Source organism: Ensifer sp. ENS07 (genome assembly GCF_014852185.1).
Lineage (GTDB): Bacteria > Pseudomonadota > Alphaproteobacteria > Rhizobiales > Rhizobiaceae > Ensifer > Ensifer adhaerens.
On sequence record NZ_JACVBE010000002.1, the window covers coordinates 896,299 to 914,042 of the forward strand.

Consider the following 17,744-nt stretch of genomic DNA (forward strand, 5'->3'; position numbering starts at 1 on the left):
CATGACGGGAAAAAATCGGCGGTCGATCCGGTTGCATCGGCCACCCGCTTGCCAGCCCGGCCTCGCACCTATTAACTCGCGCCATGGCCTTCACTTTCAGACAGTTGCAGTATTTCGTCGCCGTTGCCGAACAGGGGTCGATCACCCGTGCGGCGCAGAACCTGTCGATCTCGCAATCCTCGATCACCGAGGCGATCAAGGAGCTGGAAGGCGATCTCGGCGTCGAGCTCTTCGACCGGCATCCGCGCGGCCTGTCGATCACCCACAACGGCCACCAGTTCCTGCGCCACGCCACCAAGATCCTCTCCAATGTCTCGGACGCCCGCCGCAGCTTTTCCGACAGCCGCGAGGAAACCGGCGGCAAGCTCAATCTCGGCGTCACCTCGCTGGTTGCCGGCTACGTGCTTTCCGATCTGCTCGCCCGCTATCGCCGCGCCTGCCCCGGCGTGGAAGTCAGCGCCATCGAGGACAACGGCTCCTATCTCGAACATCTGCTGATCGGCGGCGAGCTCGATGTCGCCGTCATGGTCATATCCAACCTGCGCGACCGCATGGCGCTGCAGGCGGAGATTTTGGAGACCTCGCCCTATCGCCTATGGCTGCCGATCGGACATCCCTTGGTCAGCGCCGACATCATCTCCGTCAGCGATATCGCCAAGGAACCGCTGATCATGCTGACAGTGGACGAAATCGAGGAGAACACCGGCAAGCTTTTGTCCGCACTTGGCGCCCGCCCGCATGTCGCCTTCCGCACCCGCTCGGTCGAAGCGGTGCGCAGCCTGGTGGCGACAGGCGCCGGCATCGCGCTTTTGCCTGACCTCGTCTACCGCCCCTGGTCGCTGGAAGGCGACCGCATCGAGAGTCGCGACGTGTCGGGCGCGCTTCCCGTCGTGCAGGTCGGCATGGTCTGGCGCAAGGGCTCCGGCCTGCCACAATCGGCGCGCGATTTCGTCGGCATCGCCGAAGCGCTGAGAAGCGCCAGACCGCGCTAATTCACTAGATTTATTAGTCTTCTCCCGACACTGGCCACACCTTTGGCGTGCCGGTGGGTGACCGATATCGGAAAAACCGAAAGCGACATTCTGTTTAATGAATTTGCGAATACGGTGAAATGAAGGCACGCTTCATCCTGGGAACGAAGCCGCAAAACGCGGCTCAAAACTGGGAGAATTCAGATGAAGCAGATGCTCAAATCCTGCACGGCATTGACCTTGTCGCTCGGCCTTGTCGCCCCGGCCTTCGCGCAGGAGCCGCTGAAGGAACTCGGCAAGGGCGAAGGCGAACTCTCCATCGTCGCCTGGGCCGGCTACATCGAGCGCGGCGAGACCGACAAGGCCTATGACTGGGTCACGGATTTCGAAAAGCAGACCGGCTGCAAGGTCTCGGTCAAGACCGCCGCCACCTCGGACGAAATGGTGGCGCTGATGAACGAAGGCGGCTTCGACCTTGTCACCGCCTCGGGCGACGCCTCGCTGCGCCTCGTCGCCGGCAAGCGCGTCCAGCCGATCAACACCGATCTCATCCCGAGCTGGAAGACGATCGACGAGCGCATGCAGAACGCGCCCTGGTACACAGTCAATGGCGTCCACTACGGCACGCCCTACGTCTGGGGCCCGAACGTGCTGATGTACAACAAGGACGCCTTCAAGGGCGAAGCGCCGAAGAGCTGGAACGTCGTCTTCGAGGAAATGAACCTGCCCGACGGCAAGTCCAATAAGGGCCGCGTCCAGGCCTATGACGGCCCGATCCATGTGGCCGACGCTGCCAACTACCTGATGAAGCACAAGCCGGAACTCGGCATCAAGGACCCCTACGAACTCAATGAAGACCAGTACAAGGCAGCGCTCGAGCTGCTGCGCGGCCAGCGCAAGATCGTCGGCCGCTACTGGCACGACGCAATGATCCAGATCGACGACTTCAAGAACGAAGGCGTCGTCGCCTCCGGCTCCTGGCCGTTCCAGGTCAACCTGATGGAAGCCGAGAAGCTGCCGATCGCCTCGACCATTCCGGAAGAAGGCGTGACCGGATGGGCCGACACCACCATGCTGCACGCCGACAGCCAGCATCCGAACTGCGCCTATATGTGGATGGAGCACTCGCTGTCGCCGAAGGTCCAGGGCGACGTCTCCGCCTGGTTCGGCGCCAACCCGTCGGTCGGTGCGGCCTGCAAGGGCAACGAACTCTTGACCGACGCCGGCTGCAAGACCAACGGCTACGAGGACTTCGACAAGGTCAAGTTCTGGAAGACGCCGGTGACGAAGTGTGAAAGCCAGGGCGAATGCGTGCCCTATCACCGCTGGGTCTCCGACTATATCGGCGTGATCGGCGGCCGCTAAGCCGTCAGACCTATCGCAAGCATTTGCCCCTCACCCTGACCCTCTCCCCGCACGCGGGGAGAGGGAACGCCCCCGGCCAAACCGTAGGGCGTGAACTTGAGGCAAGACGCCCGCCGCATGTCCCCTTCGCCCCGCCTGCGCGGAGAAGGCGCCGGCAGGGCGGATGAGGGGCCACATTTCCCGGAGCCATACAATGACCACCGCCGTTCTCTTCGACAATGTTTCCCGCCACTTCGGCGCCGTGCGCGCCGTTGATGGCGTGAACCTCGAGATTGCCGAGGGCGAGTTCTTCGCCATGCTCGGCCCCTCAGGCTCCGGCAAGACCACCTGCCTGCGCCTGATGGCCGGCTTCGAGCAGCCGACCGGCGGCCATATCGAGATCTTCGGCGAAACGGCGGAGGGCGTGCCGCCCTATCGCCGCAGCGTCAACACCGTCTTCCAGGACTACGCGCTCTTCCCGCACCTCTCGATCCTCGACAACGTCGCCTATGGGCTGATGGTCAAGGGTGTCGGCCGCGAGGAGCGGCGCAAGGCGGCCGAGGACGCACTCGCCATGGTGAAGCTGCCGGGCTATGGCACCCGCCGTCCCGGGCAACTCTCCGGCGGCCAGCGCCAGCGCGTGGCGCTCGCCCGGGCACTTGTCAACAAGCCCAAGGTGTTGCTCCTCGACGAGCCGCTCGGCGCGCTCGATCTGAAGCTGCGCGAGCAGATGCAGGAGGAACTGAAGAGCCTGCAGAAGTCGCTGGGCATCACCTTCGTCTTCGTCACCCACGACCAGGGCGAGGCGCTGTCGATGGCCGACCGCATCGCCGTCTTCAACGATGGCCGCATCCAGCAGCTTGGCAGCCCGGAAGACGTCTACAAGCAGCCGAAGACGCGGTTTGTCGCAGATTTCGTCGGCTCGTCCAACGTGCTGCCGCAAAAGCTCTGCCAGCGGCTCGGGCTGAAGGCACCCTTTGCGAGCCTGCGTCCCGAAGCGATCGTCCTCGCCCAGCCGGTAGATGGCGCGCTCAGCCTCTCGGGCACCGTCTCGGCCCATAGCTTCCTCGGTGCCGTCAACCGTGTCGTCGTCGATGTCGATGGCGCCCGCGTCGCGGTCGCCAGCCCCGCAGCGCTCGCCGTGCCCGCGCTCGGCAGCCCCGTCACCATCAGCTTTGCCGCAAACGAGCTGCACCCGATGGAGGACGCATGACCGCCTTTGCCGAACCCCTCGTTCTGCCTGAACGCCGAGGCCCCGCCGGCCGCCTGTCGGACTTCTTCTGGAAGCACCCGCATCTGCTTCTGTTGATCATGCTCGCCCCGCCGCTGCTCTGGCTCGGCGTCGTTTATCTCGGCTCGCTGTTTGCGCTTCTGCTCCAGAGCTTCTTCTCGATCGACGATTTCTCGGGCCTGATTAACTACGAGTTCACGCTCGCGACCTATCGCCAACTGCTCAGCGAAACCAATCTCGACATTATCCTGCGCACCGTGCTGATGGCGGCGACCGTCACCGTCGCTTCCGCCGTCATCGCCTTCCCGATCGCCTATTACGCCGCGCGCTACGCACAGGGGAAATGGAAGGTGCTCTTCTATCTCGGCGTGATGCTGCCGCTCTGGTCGAGCTATCTGGTCAAGATCTATGCCTGGAAGCTGATTTTGGCCAAGGAGGGCATCCTCACCTGGTTCTTCGAAAAGCTGCATCTCATGTGGCTGCTCGACGGCTGGCTGTCGCTACCCGTGGTCGGCGGCAACTCGCTCTCGGTCAGCTACACCGGCACCTTCATCGTCTTCGTCTATGTCTGGCTGCCCTTCATGATCCTGCCGATCCAGGCAGCGCTGGAGCGCGTGCCCGGCAACCTGATCGAGGCCTCCTCCGATCTCGGCGGCACGCCGGCCCAGACCTTCCGCTACGTGCTCTTTCCGCTGGCCCTGCCCGGCATCGTCGCCGGCTCGATCTTCACGTTCTCGCTGACGCTCGGCGACTACATCATCCCGCAGATCGTCGGCTCGTCGCGCCTCTTCATTGGCCAGGCCGTCTATGCCCAGCAGGGCACGGCCGGCAACATCCCGCTGGCTGCCGCATTCACGGTCGTCCCGATCGTCATCATGGGCGCGTACCTCTTCGTCGCCAAACGCATGGGAGCCTTCGATGCGCTCTGAACGAAACCGCTCACCGATGGGCCTGAAGATTGCGGCCGCCGCCGGCCTCGCCTTCCTGCACCTGCCGATCCTCCTGATCTTCCTCTATGCCTTCACGACGGAGGAAAAGAGCTATCAGTTCCCGCCGCCGGGGCTGACGACGCAATGGTTCGCCGTTGCGTGGAACCGGCCCGACGTCTGGGCGGCGCTGACGCTTTCGGTCAAGGTCGCCTCGATCGCAACCGCGGTCGCGCTGGTGCTCGGCACGCTCTGCGCCGCAGCCGTCAGCCAGACGCGCTTCTTCGGCCGCGAGACGGTCTCGCTGCTCGTCATCCTGCCGATCGCGTTGCCCGGCATCATCACCGGCATTGCGCTGCGCTCCGCCTTCTCGATGGCCGATATTCCGTTTTCCTTCTGGACCATCGTGCTCGGCCACGCGACCTTCTGCATCGTCGTCGTCTACAACAATGCGGTCGCACGCTTCCGGCGGATTTCCGGCTCGCTGATCGAGGCCTCGATGGACCTTGGCGCCGACGGCTTCCAGACCTTCCGCTACATCATCCTGCCCAACATCGGCACGGCTCTGCTTGCCGGCGGCATGCTCGCCTTCGCGCTCTCCTTCGACGAGGTGATCGTTACCACCTTCACTGCCGGCCAGCAGTCCACGCTGCCGATCTGGATGCTCGAAGAGCTGATCCGCCCGCGCCAGCGGCCGGTGACCAATGTGGTTGCCATGGTCGTGGTGCTCGTCACTTTCCTGCCGATCCTCGGCGCCTACTACCTCACCCGCGACGGCGACCAGATCGCCGGCGCCGGCAAATAACTCGACTATCAAGGGAGAACAGACATGGACACCCAACTGCTGATCGGATCGCGCTTCGAGGCCGGCACCGAGGCCGACGAACACATCCTGAACCCGCGGACGGGCGGCAAGATCGTCGATCTGCCGGAAGCCTCGCATGCCCAGGTCGAGGCGGCCGTCGACGCTGCTGAAAGCGCCTTCACCAGCTGGTCGCAGACGACACCGGCCGAACGCTCCAACTATCTCTTGAAGATCGCCGATGCGATCGAGAAGGATGCGGACGGCTTTGCAGCCCTCGAGGCGCTCAACTGCGGCAAGCCGATCAACGCGGTCAAGAACGACGAACTGCCGGCGATCGTCGACTGCTGGCGTTTCTTTGCCGGCGCCGTGCGCAACCTGCACGCCCCGACCGCAGGCGAATACCTGCCCGGCCACACCTCGATGATCCGCCGCGATCCGATCGGCATCGTCGGCTCGATCGCGCCGTGGAACTATCCGCTGATGATGATGGCCTGGAAGCTGGCGCCGGCGATCGCCGGCGGCAACACCGTCGTCTTCAAGCCATCCGAACAGACGCCGCTGACGGCGCTGAAGCTGGCCCGCGTGCTTGCCGACATCCTGCCGGAAGGCGTGGTCAATGTTGTCAGCGGCCGCGGCGAAACCGTCGGCAATGCGCTGATCAACCATCCGAAGATTTCGATGGTCTCGATCACCGGCGATATCGCTACCGGCAAGAAAGTGCTGGCGGCGGCCGCCAAGACCGTGAAACGCACCCATCTGGAGCTCGGCGGCAAGGCCCCGGTCATCGTCTATGACGACGCCGACCTCGAAGCGGTGGTCAACGGCATCCGCACCTTCGGCTATTACAATGCCGGCCAGGACTGCACCGCCGCCTGCCGCATCTATGCCGAAGCCGGTATCTACGAGAAGCTGGTCGCCGACCTCACCTCGGCGGTCTCGACCATCCGCTACAACCTCGCCGACGACACCGAAAACGAGATCGGCCCGCTGATCTCGCGCCGCCAGCGCGATCGCGTTGCGAGCTTCGTCGAGCGCGCCGCCGACCAGAAGCACATCGAGATCACCACCGGCGGTGCCGCCGGCAGCTCGGACGGCTTCTTTTTCCAGCCGACGGTTGTGGCCGGCGCCACGCAGGAAGACGAGATCGTGCGCCGCGAAGTCTTCGGCCCCGTCGTCTCCGTTACCCGCTTCACCGGCAAGGACGATGCCGTCGCCTGGGCCAACGACAGCGACTATGGCCTCGCCTCCTCCGTCTGGACCAAGGACATTTCCCGGGCGATGAAGGCCGCCTCCCGCCTGCAATACGGCTGCACCTGGATCAACACCCACTTCATGCTGACCAACGAGATGCCGCATGGCGGCGTCAAGCAGTCGGGCTACGGCAAGGACATGTCGGTCTACGCGCTCGAGGACTACACCGCCGTTCGCCACATCATGATCAACCACGGCTGAGGCTCACCGCCCCGGGCGCGGAGAATGCATGCAAACGAAACAAACGGGAGGAGTTTGCGATGTACCGTCGTCAATTGCTTGTTGCCGCTGGAGCCCTCGGCCTCAGCGCCCTCGTGCTCACGCCGGCGGCGTTTGCCGCCGACGCGGCGCCGGATGTGGTCGCGGCCTATGTCGCGGCCTGGAATGCCCATGACTCGAGCAAGGCCGCATCCTACTTCGCCGATGACGTCACCTATTACGACGCGTCGGTCGGCAAGCCGGTCACCGGCAAGGATGCAGCCAAGACCGGCGTCATCGACAATTTCCTGAACGCGGTGCCTGATGCCGTCTGGACCATGAAGGGTGATCCGATCGCTAGCGGCGACAAGGTCTCCTTCGAATGGGAGTTCTCCGGCACCAATTCGGGCGCCTGGGCCGACGGCACGGCCGCGACCAACAAGAGCTTCAAGTTCACCGGCGCCTCGGTCTTCACCGTCAAGGATGGCAAGATCGCCGCCCAGAATGACTATTACGACGCGCTCGGCTTTTACAAGCAGCTCGGTCTGATGCAGTAGGCGAGCCGAGCGGCGGTTTCGCCGCTTCGATGGCCGCAGGCTTCGGCTTCCGGCCATCGTCTCTTGGCTTCAAATCATGAATACAAAACTCATAAATGACTTGCACCGGAAAAAATCTTGAGTAACACGATCACCTTATGAGTTTCTGACCACGCTCAGAAGGTATCGCATGCTTGCAGGACGGCGTTCTTCCAAGGCTCCATTACCGATCGGGCTTACCCGCGCGCGGGTGACGTCTTGACGGCGGCCGTGTCCGAACCGGTCGTCGCGACAGGCGGCCCCAAGGCGCTGTCGGTCGCCTTTGCCGGCACCCATGCCTGGTGCAATGAGAAGATGGTGCTCTCGGACGAGCTTTCCGACGGCATGGCGCTGCCGGACTTCTTTGCCTCCGGCGCCTTCGACCGCGCGCTCGATATCTACACGGAGAAATCCGGCGCCAGCGACCGCCGTGCCGTCGCCTCCATGTGGTCGCTCTACTATTTTTCGAGCCTCACCATTCCCTATCTCGTCGCGCGCGTGCTTGACGATCAGGTGCTGCCCGTCGCCTTCGATCAGATGAAGGTGGCGCTCGCCGAGGATGGCCTGCCGCGAACCTTCGGTGTCGCCACACTGGGCGACTGGCAGAAAGCGGACGATAGCGACGTTTTCGCCACGCTTGCCCCCCTGATGCAGGGGCATCTGCGTGAGGTCGTCAGTTATCTCAAGTCCGTCGGCGGCATAGCCCCGAAGCTCGCTTGGAACAATGCGCTCGTCTATATCGACTATGCGCTGCGCGCCTCCGGCATCGAGCCGCTGAACGCGCAAGCCGACGCGCTGATCGGCAGCAAGTCCCTGCCGGACGGCACACCCAATCCCTTCTTCGATTGCCTGCGGCACGAGGAGGAAGATGGCGCCCGTGTCTGCCGGCGCAAGATCTGCTGCCTGCGCTATCTGCTGCCCGGCGTCCCGAGCTGCGGCAGCCTCTGCGCCCTCCCAAGCCAAAGGAACCAATAGGTTTTGTCTTCCCGCTTCCTCTTCCCGGCCGCCCTGCGGCTGACGCTCGTTTTCATCACCGCCCTGCTCTTTGCTGTCTCCGCCCGCGCCGAAAGCAACTGGCCGATGACCGTCACCGATGCGGTCGGCCGCGAGGTGACGATACCGGCAAAGCCGAAGGCGATCCTGCTTGGAAGCGGCTTCAATCTCGTCGCCCTGTCGCTCATCCATCCCGATCCCGTCAGCCTGCTTGCGGCCTGGTCCGGCGACATGAAGACCGACAACCCCGAGATCTACGAGAGCTTCCGGCGTAAGTTTCCTGATATCGCCGACGTGCCGCAGATCGACGATGGCACCGGCCCGGGCCTCTCCTTCGAGACGCTGCTGACGGTGAAGGCCGATCTCGCGCTGCTCAATAACTGGCAATCCGACACTGAGTCCGGCAGGCGCGCCATCGAGTATCTGACCGGCATCGGCGTGCCCGTGGTGGTGGTCGATTTCAACAACGACGCGCTGACCGGCACGCCGCGCATGATGCGTCTGCTCGGCCGCATCCTCGAACGGGACGAACAGGCAGAAGCTTTCGCCCGGTTCTACGAGGACAAGCTCAAGCTGATCCGCGACCGCATCGCCGCCAAGCCGGAACCGCGCCCGCTGGTGCTGATGGACGCCTTCCCCCAACCCGACCGCTGTTGCTGGGCCTATGGCACCGGCGGTCTCGGCGAATTCCTGACGGTGGCCGGCGGCCGCAATTTTGCCGAAGGCGTGCTGCCGCGGCCGGGCGGGACCGTCAACGCCGAGGCGATCATGGCCGCCAATCCGGAAATCTATATCGCCACCTCCTCGCCCGGCGGCAAATACGGCACGCTCTCGATCGGCCCCGGCGTCAGCGAAGACGAAGCGCGCGAGACGCTGGCCCGCACCATCGAGGCGCCGGCGCTGAAGACCATCCGCGCCGTCGAGGAAAAGCGCGTGCACGGTCTCTGGAACTTCTTCAACGCGATCCCGCTCAACATCGTCGCCGCCGAAGCCTTCGCCACCTGGATCCGGCCGGATCTGTTTGGCGATCTCGACCCCCAGAAGAGCCTTGCCGAGATCAACGCCCGCTTCGCCGCGGTGCCGTTCGAGGGCACCTACTGGGTGGACCTGACACCCGCCAGATAGGGAGACGCCCTGCACACGCGAGCGCGGACCCGCACGGCATCGTCACGCGTGTTCACCAATTCGTCAGGGTGCTTCCTTTCGTCCGACGCCCCGGCGTGTTGCCAGTCGGCGCCCACCCTATATAAAGGCCAGGTGGTGTAGCGCGCCGTTCCAAAAGGCGAGCGTCGCTGTAACACGTTGATCGGCTGCACGATTTCTCTGTTGCGTCGATTCCGGACCAAGGAATGATGCGGGGTTGAGGAGGATCTTGATGCTATGGTTGATCGCGTTACCGCTGGGTCTTGTCGTGGTGTATCTGGCAGCGCGCTTCAGCCGCTTTCGTCATTGGGCCGAACCGATCCTCTCCGTCGCCGTGGCGCTCGGCCTGCTCGTCGCCTTCATCATCTGGTTTGCCGACCGCGACGGTCGCACGCCGGCCGCGCCGCCGCCCGTTGAGACGACCCAACCGGCCGGCCTCACGGCCGCCGACGTTGCCCTCGAAGGCCTGACCTTCGAACAGAGCCAGCCGGAGAGAAGCTTCCGGCTGCGCGGCACGGTGACGAATAAAGGGCCGCAACTGCTCGAATATTTCCGCCTCGCGGTAACGCTCGAAAACTGCCCTGACGGCAATTGCGAGACGATCGGCAATGACACCGCACTCATCCTCGCCCGCGTGCCGGCGGGCCAGAGCCGTTCGTTCGAAACCTTCCTCACCTTCCCCAACCGCGAGGGCGAAAGCCTGACGGCGCCGAAATGGACGACCGAGATCCAGGAAGTCCGCGGCGCCAACCGGTAGTCGGCGGCGCGGGAGCGGAAGCGCCTGAACGGTAGCCCCCGTCTGCCCTCGCCCGACCGTCAAGCCGCTGCCGGTCGCTGCAACGCCTCGACGAGCTTCGCCGTCGACAACACCTCGGCAAATTCCGCCCGCAAGGTCGCCACGTGGGCGCGGTGGATTTCGCGCGCCGAGATGACTCCGCCTTCGCCGTCCGGCTGGTCGAAACAATCGCAGGCATCCTCGACGAGGATCATTCGGTAGCCGAGATTGGCGCCGACGCGCACCGAGGTCGAGACGCACATGTCGGTAGAAATGCCGAAGGCGACGACCGTCTCGACGCCGAGACGACGCAGGCGCAAGTCGAGGTCGGTGCCGATAAAGGCGGCGTTGACGCCCTTGGTGACGAGTGCCTCGTCTCCCATCGGTCCGAAGCCCGGCCGGAAGCCGTTGCCGGGCGCGCCGAGGGAAAGCGTCGAGCCGGGCATGACGCTGTCGTGGCGCACGTGAATGACTGGTCGGCCGCTTGCCCGCCAGGCGGCAAGAAGCGCAAGGCCGTTTTCATCGACCGCCTCATTCCAGCGACGCGGCCAGGGGGCGCTGTCAAAGGCCTGCTGCATGTCGATCGGCAGCAGCACGGCGTTGTCGGGGACACTCATTTTGGGCATGGCAAGGCTCCTTGGTTGTAGGGAGACGCTATCTTGCCTATCGTCCGATTTCACTGGACACGATGACGCCTGACCGGACATATGTCCGGAAATGGCGACAAGGAGGCGACGTTTTGACGGAAATCGATGAAAAGGATCGCCTGCTTTTGGCAGCGCTCAGGCAGGATTCGCGCCAGAGCCTGGTGGCACTGGCCCGCCACAGCGGCCTTTCGCGCAGCGCGGCCCATGACCGGCTGCGACGGCTGGAATCCAAGGGCGTGATTGCCGGCTACACCATCCGCCTCGGCATCGAAGACCAGAGCCCGACCGTCAAATCGCTGATCGCGATCACTTTCCAGCCCGGCAAGAACTGCGACCATATCGTGCCGCATCTCTCGGCCATGCCGCCCATCGTCACCTGCTGGTCGCTCGCCGGCGCCACCGACCTGATGGTGCTGGTCGAATGCGCCTCCAACGGCGATCTCGACACCATCCGCCGCCAGATATCGATCATCCCGGGCGTCGCGACGGTGCAGACGCACGTGGCGCTGAGGACGCATTTCAACCGGCGGGACTAGGCAAACGAAATGCGTCGCCGGCACGCTTGCAACGGCGACGCGATTTGCCTGCAGCTTGCCGCTCAGGCCGGCCGGCTGATCTCGTCGAGATACCAGTTGATGTAGCGCAGCTCGTTCTGCTCCATCGGCGCGATTGGGCCTGGCACAAAGTAGTGCGAGCGCACGCCCCGAGCGGTGTGCTCGATGATCGCCTTGTCCTCGTCGGTCGTCACCTTCCAGAGCCAGGTGAGCTTTTCCAGATCGTAGTCGCGCCCCTCCTCGGCCTTGCCGTCGACGAGCCAGATCAGCTCCATCTCCGAGGTTTCGGCCGTCTTCGGGATGAAGCGGTAGATCATGCCGTGGTCCGGATAGCAGACGAGGAAGGTGGTGCCGCCCAGATGGATCGAGGTGACGCCGCCGTCGAAATCGGTGAAGCGGCCCATCAGCGTGCTCAGCGCCTGCCCGTCCTTGCTGCCGGTCTGGACGCCATCATAGAGCGCGTAGCGGAAGGCATGAATGGTCTCCTTGCCGCCGGTGGAATTCTGCCAGTGATTGCCGGAGGCGACCTCGATGCCGAGCGCGCAGGTGCGCGCCTCCATCCTGGCGTTCAGTTCCTCGATCAGGTGCAGCGGCTGTTCCAGCGCATGGGTTTCGGAATATTCCGGATGCGCCGGCCCGCAATGGTAGCACTCGACATAGTTTTCGACCGCAAGCTTCCAGTTGGCGTCGATCGCATAGCTCTGACGATGGGCGATCTTCGCCGATCCCCAGCCATACTGGCCGCAAGTCGCACGCAACAGGCGCTCGACTTCGGAGAAATCAAGCGGCTCGGCGGCAAAGGAGATGAAGATCAATCCTTCGACGACACGCACGTTGAGCTTCTTCAGGCCGTGGTCCTCGCGCTTGAAGTCCTTGGGCATCAGCCGCGCCGCCTTCAGCGCGCCATCATTGCCATAGGTCCAGGCATGGTAGGGACAGATGAAGGCACGGGCATTGCCCTTGTCCTTGGTGCAGACCTCGGCCCCGCGATGACGGCAGACATTGAGCATCGCATGGATCTCGCCGCTTGCCGTACGGGTGACGATCACCTGCTCGGACGCCATGCGGAAGACCTCGAAATCATTGGCGTTGGGGATCGCGCTTTCATGGGCGACGCAATGCCAGTGACGCCGAAAAACCCGCTCGAGGTCCCGTTCATAGATCTCCGGGTCGAGGTAGAAGGCGCGGGCAAGCCCATGGCCCGGACGATGGCCGGCGACCAGCTGATCGATGCGGTCGCCCGCAACTGTCGTATCCTTAAGCTCCGATGCGAGCATGGACTGAACTCCAGAAAGAAGACCGGAAACCCGCGATCCGGCACGCGTATTTTCGTTGTGCCTCGAAAGGCCCCTCATCCGCGCGGTGAGGGGCTGTCTCAAGCGCCAGGCACGCCACCCAAACGCCTGCCTACATCCGCACCCGCTCCGCCCGCGGGTCGTACATCGGCTTCAACGACACCTCCGCCTTCACCCGCGTTCCGGCGATCTCGATCTCGAAGCTTGATCCGAGCACCTCCTCTGCGCTCTCGCCTTCCGAAGGCACGTAGCCAAGCCCGATGGCACCGCCGAGGTGGTGGCCGTAATTGCCTGACGTGATCGTGCCGACGATCTTGCCGTCGCGAACGATCGCCTCGTTGTGGAAGAGCAGCGGCTCTGGATCCGAGAGCCGAAACTGCACCAGCCGGCGCGAAAGCCCGCGATTGTGCTTGGCGAGCACCGCTTCGCGGCCGATGAAATCGCCCTTGTCGGCCTTGACCGCAAAGCCGAGCCCGGCTTCGAGCACATGATCTTCGTCGGTGATGTCGTGGCCGAAATGGCGGAAGGCCTTTTCGATGCGGCAGCTATCCAGTGTGTGGATGCCGCAGAGCTTGAGGCCCAGGTCCTGCCCCGCCGCCTCCAGCGCCTCGAACACATGCGCCGTCTGGTCGGTCGAGACATAGAGCTCCCAGCCGAGCTCGCCGACATAGGTGACGCGGTGGGCGCGGGCGAGGCCCATGCCGACCTCGATCTCGCGCGCCGTGCCGAACGGATGCCCCGCGTTGGAAAAATCGTTCGGGCTCACCTTCTGCATGAGCTCACGCGCCTTCGGCCCCATGACGCAGAGCACGCTTTCGCCAGCGCCGACATCGGTGATCACCACGAACTCGTCCGTCAGATGCTTGCGCAGCCAGGCGAGGTCGCGCTGGAGCGTGGCGCCGGGCACGACCAGCAGGAAGGCGGTTTCCGACAGCCGCGTCACCGTCAGGTCGCTCTCGATGCCGCCGCGGGCGTTGAGCATCTGGGTATAGACGATCCGGCCGGGCTCGACGTTCATCTCGTTGGCGCAGAGCCGCTGCAGGAAGGAAAGCGCATCGCGCCCTTCGACCCGGATCTTGCCGAAGGAGGTCATGTCGAACAGGCCGACGCCGTTTCGCACCGCAAGATGCTCGTCCCTCTGGTTCTCGAACCAGTTCTGCCGCTTCCATGAATAGCGGTACTCGCGCTCCTGGCCTTCCTTCGCAAACCAGTTGGCGCGTTCCCATCCGGCGACTTCACCGAAGACAGCGCCGCGGGCTTTCAGATGCTCGTGCAGCGGCGAACGGCGCACCCCGCGCGCGGTCGCCATCTGGCGATAGGGGAAATGGTCGGCGTAGAGCAGGCCGAGCGTTTCCGAGACGCGGTCTTTCAAATACGCGCGGTTCTTCTGGAACGGCTGCGCCCGGCGGATATCCACCTCCCAGAGATCGAAGGGCGGCTCGCCGTCATTCATCCATTGGGCGAGCGCCATGCCGGCGCCGCCCGAGGAAACGATGCCGATCGAATTGTAGCCGGCCGCGACCCAGTATCCCTTCACCTCCGGCGCTTCGCCGAGATAGTAGCGGTCGTCGGGCGTAAAGCTTTCCGGGCCGTTGAAGAAGGTATGGATCCCAGCCGTTTCCAGCATCGGCATGCGGTTGACCGCCATTTCGAGGATCGGCGCGAAGTGGTCGAAATCGTCCGGCAACTGGTCGAAGCAGAAATCCTCGCGGATGCCGTCCATTCCCCAGGGCTTGGCCTTGAGCTCGAAGGCCCCGATCAGCATCTTGCCGGCATCTTCCTTGTAATAGGTGCACTCGTCCGGCACGCGCAGAACCGGCAGGCGCTTCAGCTCCGGAATCGCCTCGGTGACGATGTAGAAATGCTCGCAGGCGTGCAGCGGCACCGTGACGCCGGATTGCCGCGCAAACTCCCTGCCCCACATACCGGCGCAGTTGACGACATGATCGGTCTCGATCGTGTAGCTCTCGCCGTTCTGCTCGCAGGTGACGCCGGTGACCCGGCCGTCCTTCTTCAGGACGGACGTCACCTTGACGCCCTCGATGATCGTTGCGCCGTTCTGGCGGGCGCCCTTGGCGAGCGCCATGGCGATGTTGGCCGGGTCGCACTGGCCATCGAGCGGCAGATGCACCGCCGCCTTCACATCCGAGGTGTTGAGGTGCGGATACATCGCCTTTACTTCGTCAGGCGTGATCTCGCGCACGTCGACATTGAAGGCACGCGCCAGCGACGCCTGGCGATAGATCTCCTCCTTGCGCTCCTCCGTCAGCGCGACGGTGATCGAGCCGTTCTGGCGCATGCCGGTGGAAATGCCGGTTTCGGCCTCGAGCTTGACGTAGAGGTCGGCCGAGTATTTCGCGAGCCGCGTCATGTTCTGCGAGGCGCGAAGCTGACCGATCAGGCCGGCCGCATGCCAGGTGGTACCGGAGGTCAGCTGCTTGCGCTCAAGCAGAACCACATCGGTCCAGCCGAGCTTGGCGAGGTGATAGGCGACGGAACAGCCGGAGACGCCGCCACCGATGATGACTGCGCGGGCTTTCGAGGGAATGGGCTTGCTCATGCGCGCAGTCTTTCATTGGAGGGATCCCAGAGCGGTTGGTCCGCCTCGACCGTCGCCTTGAAGCGATCGCCGAAGATCTCGACCTCGATTTCCTTGCCGGGCACGGCAAGGTCGGCGCGCAGCATGCCGAGCGCGATCGACTTGCCGACGCGGTAGCCCCAGTTGCCCGAGGTCGTCTCGCCGACAACCTGGCCGTCGGACCAGAGCGTCGACATGTAAGGCGCGTCGCAGCCGTCGGCGGCGACGGTCAGCGTCACGAAGCGTTTGGAAACGCCCTGCTGCTTCTCACGCTCCAGCGCCGCCTTGCCATTGAAGCCGGGCTTGCCCCAGTCGACGAAGCGCTCCAGCCCACCCTGCAGGATGGTGTAGTCGGTCGACAGATCGCCCTTCCAGGCACGGTAGCCCTTCTCGATGCGCAGACTGTCGAGCGCTTCCATGCCGAAGGGTTTGAGGCCATGCTTCTGACCGGCCGCCCAGACGGCGTCGAAGATGGCGGCCGTGTCCTCGACCTTGGTATGGATCTCCCAGCCGAGTTCGCCGGCGAAGGAGACGCGCACGAGCTGGCAATAGCGCCCGGCGATCTGCGCCGTCTGGTGCGTGAGCCAGCCCTTGGCGAGATCCGCTTCGCTGACCTCGGCGAGGATCGCGCGCGATTTTGGCCCGGTGAGGATCTGGCAGGAGAAGGACTTGGTGACGTCGTCGATGGTGAAGGCGGCGTCTGCCGGCCGGTGCTTCATCAGCCATTCGAAATCGTGCCACTGCGCGGTTGCGGCGGTGATGAGGAAGAAGAAGTCTTCGTCGAGCATCATCACCGACATCTCGGTAACGATCCGGCCCTTGTCGTCGGCGAAATAGGCCAGGCCGATGCGCCCAGGCTTCGGCACGCGGCCTGTGATGAGGCCGGAGAGCCATGCGGTCGCGCCCTCGCCCTTTACCCGGAAGCGCGAGAAGCCCGGCAGGTCGAGAATGCCGGCGGCATCGCGCACGGCCAGGCACTCTTCTTCGATGCGCTTGGCCCAAGGCCCTTCGCGGCCCCAGGTCTGCGTCGCCTCTTCCGAGGTGTCATCGCCTGGTTTGGCGTACCACATCGCACGCTCCCAGCCGTTATAGGGCTTGAACTGGGCGCCGAGTGCGGCGATGCGATCGTGGATCGGCGATAACTTCTTGCCGCGCCCGGCTGGCCAGTAATGCTTCGGAAAGTGCATCGCGTATTCATGGCCGTAGATCTCCATGCCCTTGGCGATGCAATAATCCTGGTCGGTGTAGTCGGTGTAGCGGCGCGGATCGCAGGACCACATGTCCCACTCGGTCTGGCCCTCGGTGATCCATTCGGCGAGCACCTTGCCGGCGCCACCCGCCTGGCAGATACCGAAAGTGAAGACGCAGGCCTCGAAGGCATTGGGCACGCCGGGCATCGGCCCGATCAGCGGGTTGCCGTCGGGTGCATAGGGGATCGGGCCGTTGATGATCCGCGACAGCCCGGCCGTTCCGAGGATCGGCACGCGCTCGACGGCGTCGTTCAGGTACCATTCCAGCCGGTCGAGATCGTCCGGGAAGAGCTGGAACGAAAAGTCTTCCGGCATCGGGTCGTCGGGCGTTACCCAGTGGGCGCGACAGTTGCGCTCGTAGGGGCCGAGGTTCATGCCGTTCTTTTCCTGGCGCAGATAGTAGGAGCTGTCGACGTCGCGCAGGAGCGGCAGCTTGTGGCCGGCCTCCTTCGACCAGGCGGCGAGTTCCGGGATTTCGTCGAACAGGATATACTGATGGCTCATCACCATCATCGGCACGTCGCGGCCAAACATCTTGCCGACCTCGCGGGCGTAGTAGCCGGCGGCGTTGACGACGTATTCGCAGCGGATCTCGCCCTGCGGCGTCGAGATGACCCATTCGTCGTTTTCGCGGCGCGCGCCCGTCACCGGACAGAAGCGGATGATCTTGGCGCCCATGTCGCGCGCACCCTTGGCGAGCGCCTGGGTCAGCTGCGCCGGGTCGATGTCGCCGTCATAGGGATCGTAGAGCGCGCCGGTCAGCTCGCGGGTTTCGAGGAAGGGATAGCGGGCGCGCATCTCGTCGGGCGACAGGATATCGAGATCCATGCCCTGGTAGCGCCCCATGCCGACGACGCGTTTGAACTCCTGCAGCCGCTCCTTGGAGTGGCCGAGCCGGATCGAGCCGGTGACGTGATAGTTCATCGGATAGTCGACGAGCGCCCCGAGGTCACGATAGAGCGACGCCGAATAGCGCTGCATGTTCATGATCGACCAGGAGGACGAGAAAGTCGGCACGTTGCCGGCGGCATGCCAGGTGGAGCCCGCCGTCAGCTCGTTCTTTTCCAGAAGCACGCAGTCGGTCCAGCCGGCCTTGGCAAGGTGGTAAAGCGAGGAAGCCCCAATCGCTCCCCCACCGATGATCACGACGCGTGCGTGCGACGGCAAATTCGACATTAACTGTTCCCTCGTTTTGGCGAATTCTTGCC

At 64.1% G+C, this 17,744-nt stretch carries 15 protein-coding genes; 11 read left to right on the top strand and 4 right to left on the bottom strand.

Annotation, left to right across the window (positions count from 1 at the left end; genetic code table 11):
* Positions 1 to 83: 83 nt before the first annotated feature.
* The 10 genes from IB277_RS11485 to IB277_RS11530 all read left to right on the top strand — a co-directional run bounded on the left by IB277_RS11485 (position 84) and on the right by IB277_RS11530 (position 10,194).
* Positions 84 to 992: a LysR family transcriptional regulator gene (locus tag IB277_RS11485; RefSeq protein WP_029742595.1), complete on the top strand. Its 909-nt coding sequence runs from the start codon at positions 84 to 86 to the stop codon at positions 990 to 992.
* Between the two features lie 183 nt (positions 993 to 1,175).
* Positions 1,176 to 2,336: an ABC transporter substrate-binding protein gene (locus IB277_RS11490; RefSeq protein WP_029742594.1), complete on the top strand. Its 1,161-nt coding sequence runs from the start codon at positions 1,176 to 1,178 to the stop codon at positions 2,334 to 2,336.
* A gap of 193 nt (positions 2,337 to 2,529) precedes the next feature.
* Positions 2,530 to 3,528, top strand: coding sequence for an ABC transporter ATP-binding protein (locus tag IB277_RS11495; RefSeq protein ID WP_029742593.1), 999 nt, complete (start codon positions 2,530 to 2,532; stop codon positions 3,526 to 3,528).
* Positions 3,525 to 4,475, top strand: a complete 951-nt coding sequence (locus IB277_RS11500) for an ABC transporter permease (protein ID WP_060515874.1) — start codon at positions 3,525 to 3,527, stop codon at positions 4,473 to 4,475. The genes IB277_RS11495 and IB277_RS11500 overlap by 4 nt, the downstream gene beginning before the upstream one ends.
* Positions 4,465 to 5,277: an ABC transporter permease gene (locus IB277_RS11505; RefSeq protein WP_034792091.1), complete on the top strand. Its 813-nt coding sequence runs from the start codon at positions 4,465 to 4,467 to the stop codon at positions 5,275 to 5,277. The genes IB277_RS11500 and IB277_RS11505 overlap by 11 nt, the downstream gene beginning before the upstream one ends.
* A 24-nt stretch (positions 5,278 to 5,301) precedes the next feature.
* On the top strand, positions 5,302 to 6,729 hold the full coding sequence (locus tag IB277_RS11510; RefSeq protein ID WP_034792090.1) for a gamma-aminobutyraldehyde dehydrogenase: 1,428 nt from the start codon (positions 5,302 to 5,304) through the stop codon (positions 6,727 to 6,729).
* 59 nt (positions 6,730 to 6,788) lie between these two features.
* Positions 6,789 to 7,283, top strand: a complete 495-nt coding sequence (locus IB277_RS11515) for an ester cyclase (protein ID WP_060515873.1) — start codon at positions 6,789 to 6,791, stop codon at positions 7,281 to 7,283.
* A gap of 333 nt (positions 7,284 to 7,616) precedes the next feature.
* Entirely contained in the window at positions 7,617 to 8,276 is a 660-nt protein-coding gene (gene fhuF / locus IB277_RS11520) for a siderophore-iron reductase FhuF (RefSeq protein WP_090294481.1), read from the top strand.
* A 33-nt stretch (positions 8,277 to 8,309) separates the two neighbouring features.
* Entirely contained in the window at positions 8,310 to 9,419 is a 1,110-nt protein-coding gene (locus IB277_RS11525; protein ID WP_034793544.1) for an ABC transporter substrate-binding protein, read from the top strand.
* A 250-nt stretch (positions 9,420 to 9,669) separates the two neighbouring features.
* Positions 9,670 to 10,194: a hypothetical protein gene (locus IB277_RS11530; protein WP_060515871.1), complete on the top strand. Its 525-nt coding sequence runs from the start codon at positions 9,670 to 9,672 to the stop codon at positions 10,192 to 10,194.
* Between the two features lie 59 nt (positions 10,195 to 10,253).
* Here the strand turns inward: IB277_RS11530 and IB277_RS11535 are convergent, their stop codons facing one another.
* Positions 10,254 to 10,838, bottom strand: a complete 585-nt coding sequence (locus IB277_RS11535; protein ID WP_089043398.1) for a cysteine hydrolase family protein — start codon at positions 10,836 to 10,838, stop codon at positions 10,254 to 10,256.
* Between the two features lie 113 nt (positions 10,839 to 10,951).
* Here IB277_RS11535 and IB277_RS11540 point away from each other — a divergent pair, with 113 nt between their 5' ends.
* Complete coding sequence (locus tag IB277_RS11540) at positions 10,952 to 11,395, top strand: Lrp/AsnC family transcriptional regulator (RefSeq protein ID WP_226020607.1); 444 nt, start codon at positions 10,952 to 10,954, stop codon at positions 11,393 to 11,395.
* Between the two features lie 62 nt (positions 11,396 to 11,457).
* Here the strand turns inward: IB277_RS11540 and IB277_RS11545 are convergent, their stop codons facing one another.
* From IB277_RS11545 to IB277_RS11555, 3 genes are all read right to left on the bottom strand, one after another.
* Positions 11,458 to 12,690 (bottom strand): aromatic ring-hydroxylating dioxygenase subunit alpha, encoded by a 1,233-nt coding sequence (locus IB277_RS11545; RefSeq protein WP_090294368.1) that lies wholly within the window; start codon positions 12,688 to 12,690, stop codon positions 11,458 to 11,460.
* Between the two features lie 130 nt (positions 12,691 to 12,820).
* Positions 12,821 to 15,268 carry an FAD-dependent oxidoreductase gene (locus IB277_RS11550; protein ID WP_090294370.1) on the bottom strand — a complete coding sequence of 816 codons (2,448 nt, stop codon included), beginning with the start codon at positions 15,266 to 15,268 and terminating at the stop codon, positions 12,821 to 12,823.
* The gene (locus tag IB277_RS11555; RefSeq protein WP_090294372.1) at positions 15,265 to 17,712 is read right to left on the bottom strand and encodes an FAD-dependent oxidoreductase; all 2,448 of its coding nucleotides are present in this window, start codon (positions 17,710 to 17,712) and stop codon (positions 15,265 to 15,267) included. The genes IB277_RS11550 and IB277_RS11555 overlap by 4 nt, the downstream gene beginning before the upstream one ends.
* Positions 17,713 to 17,744 lie beyond the last annotated feature (32 nt).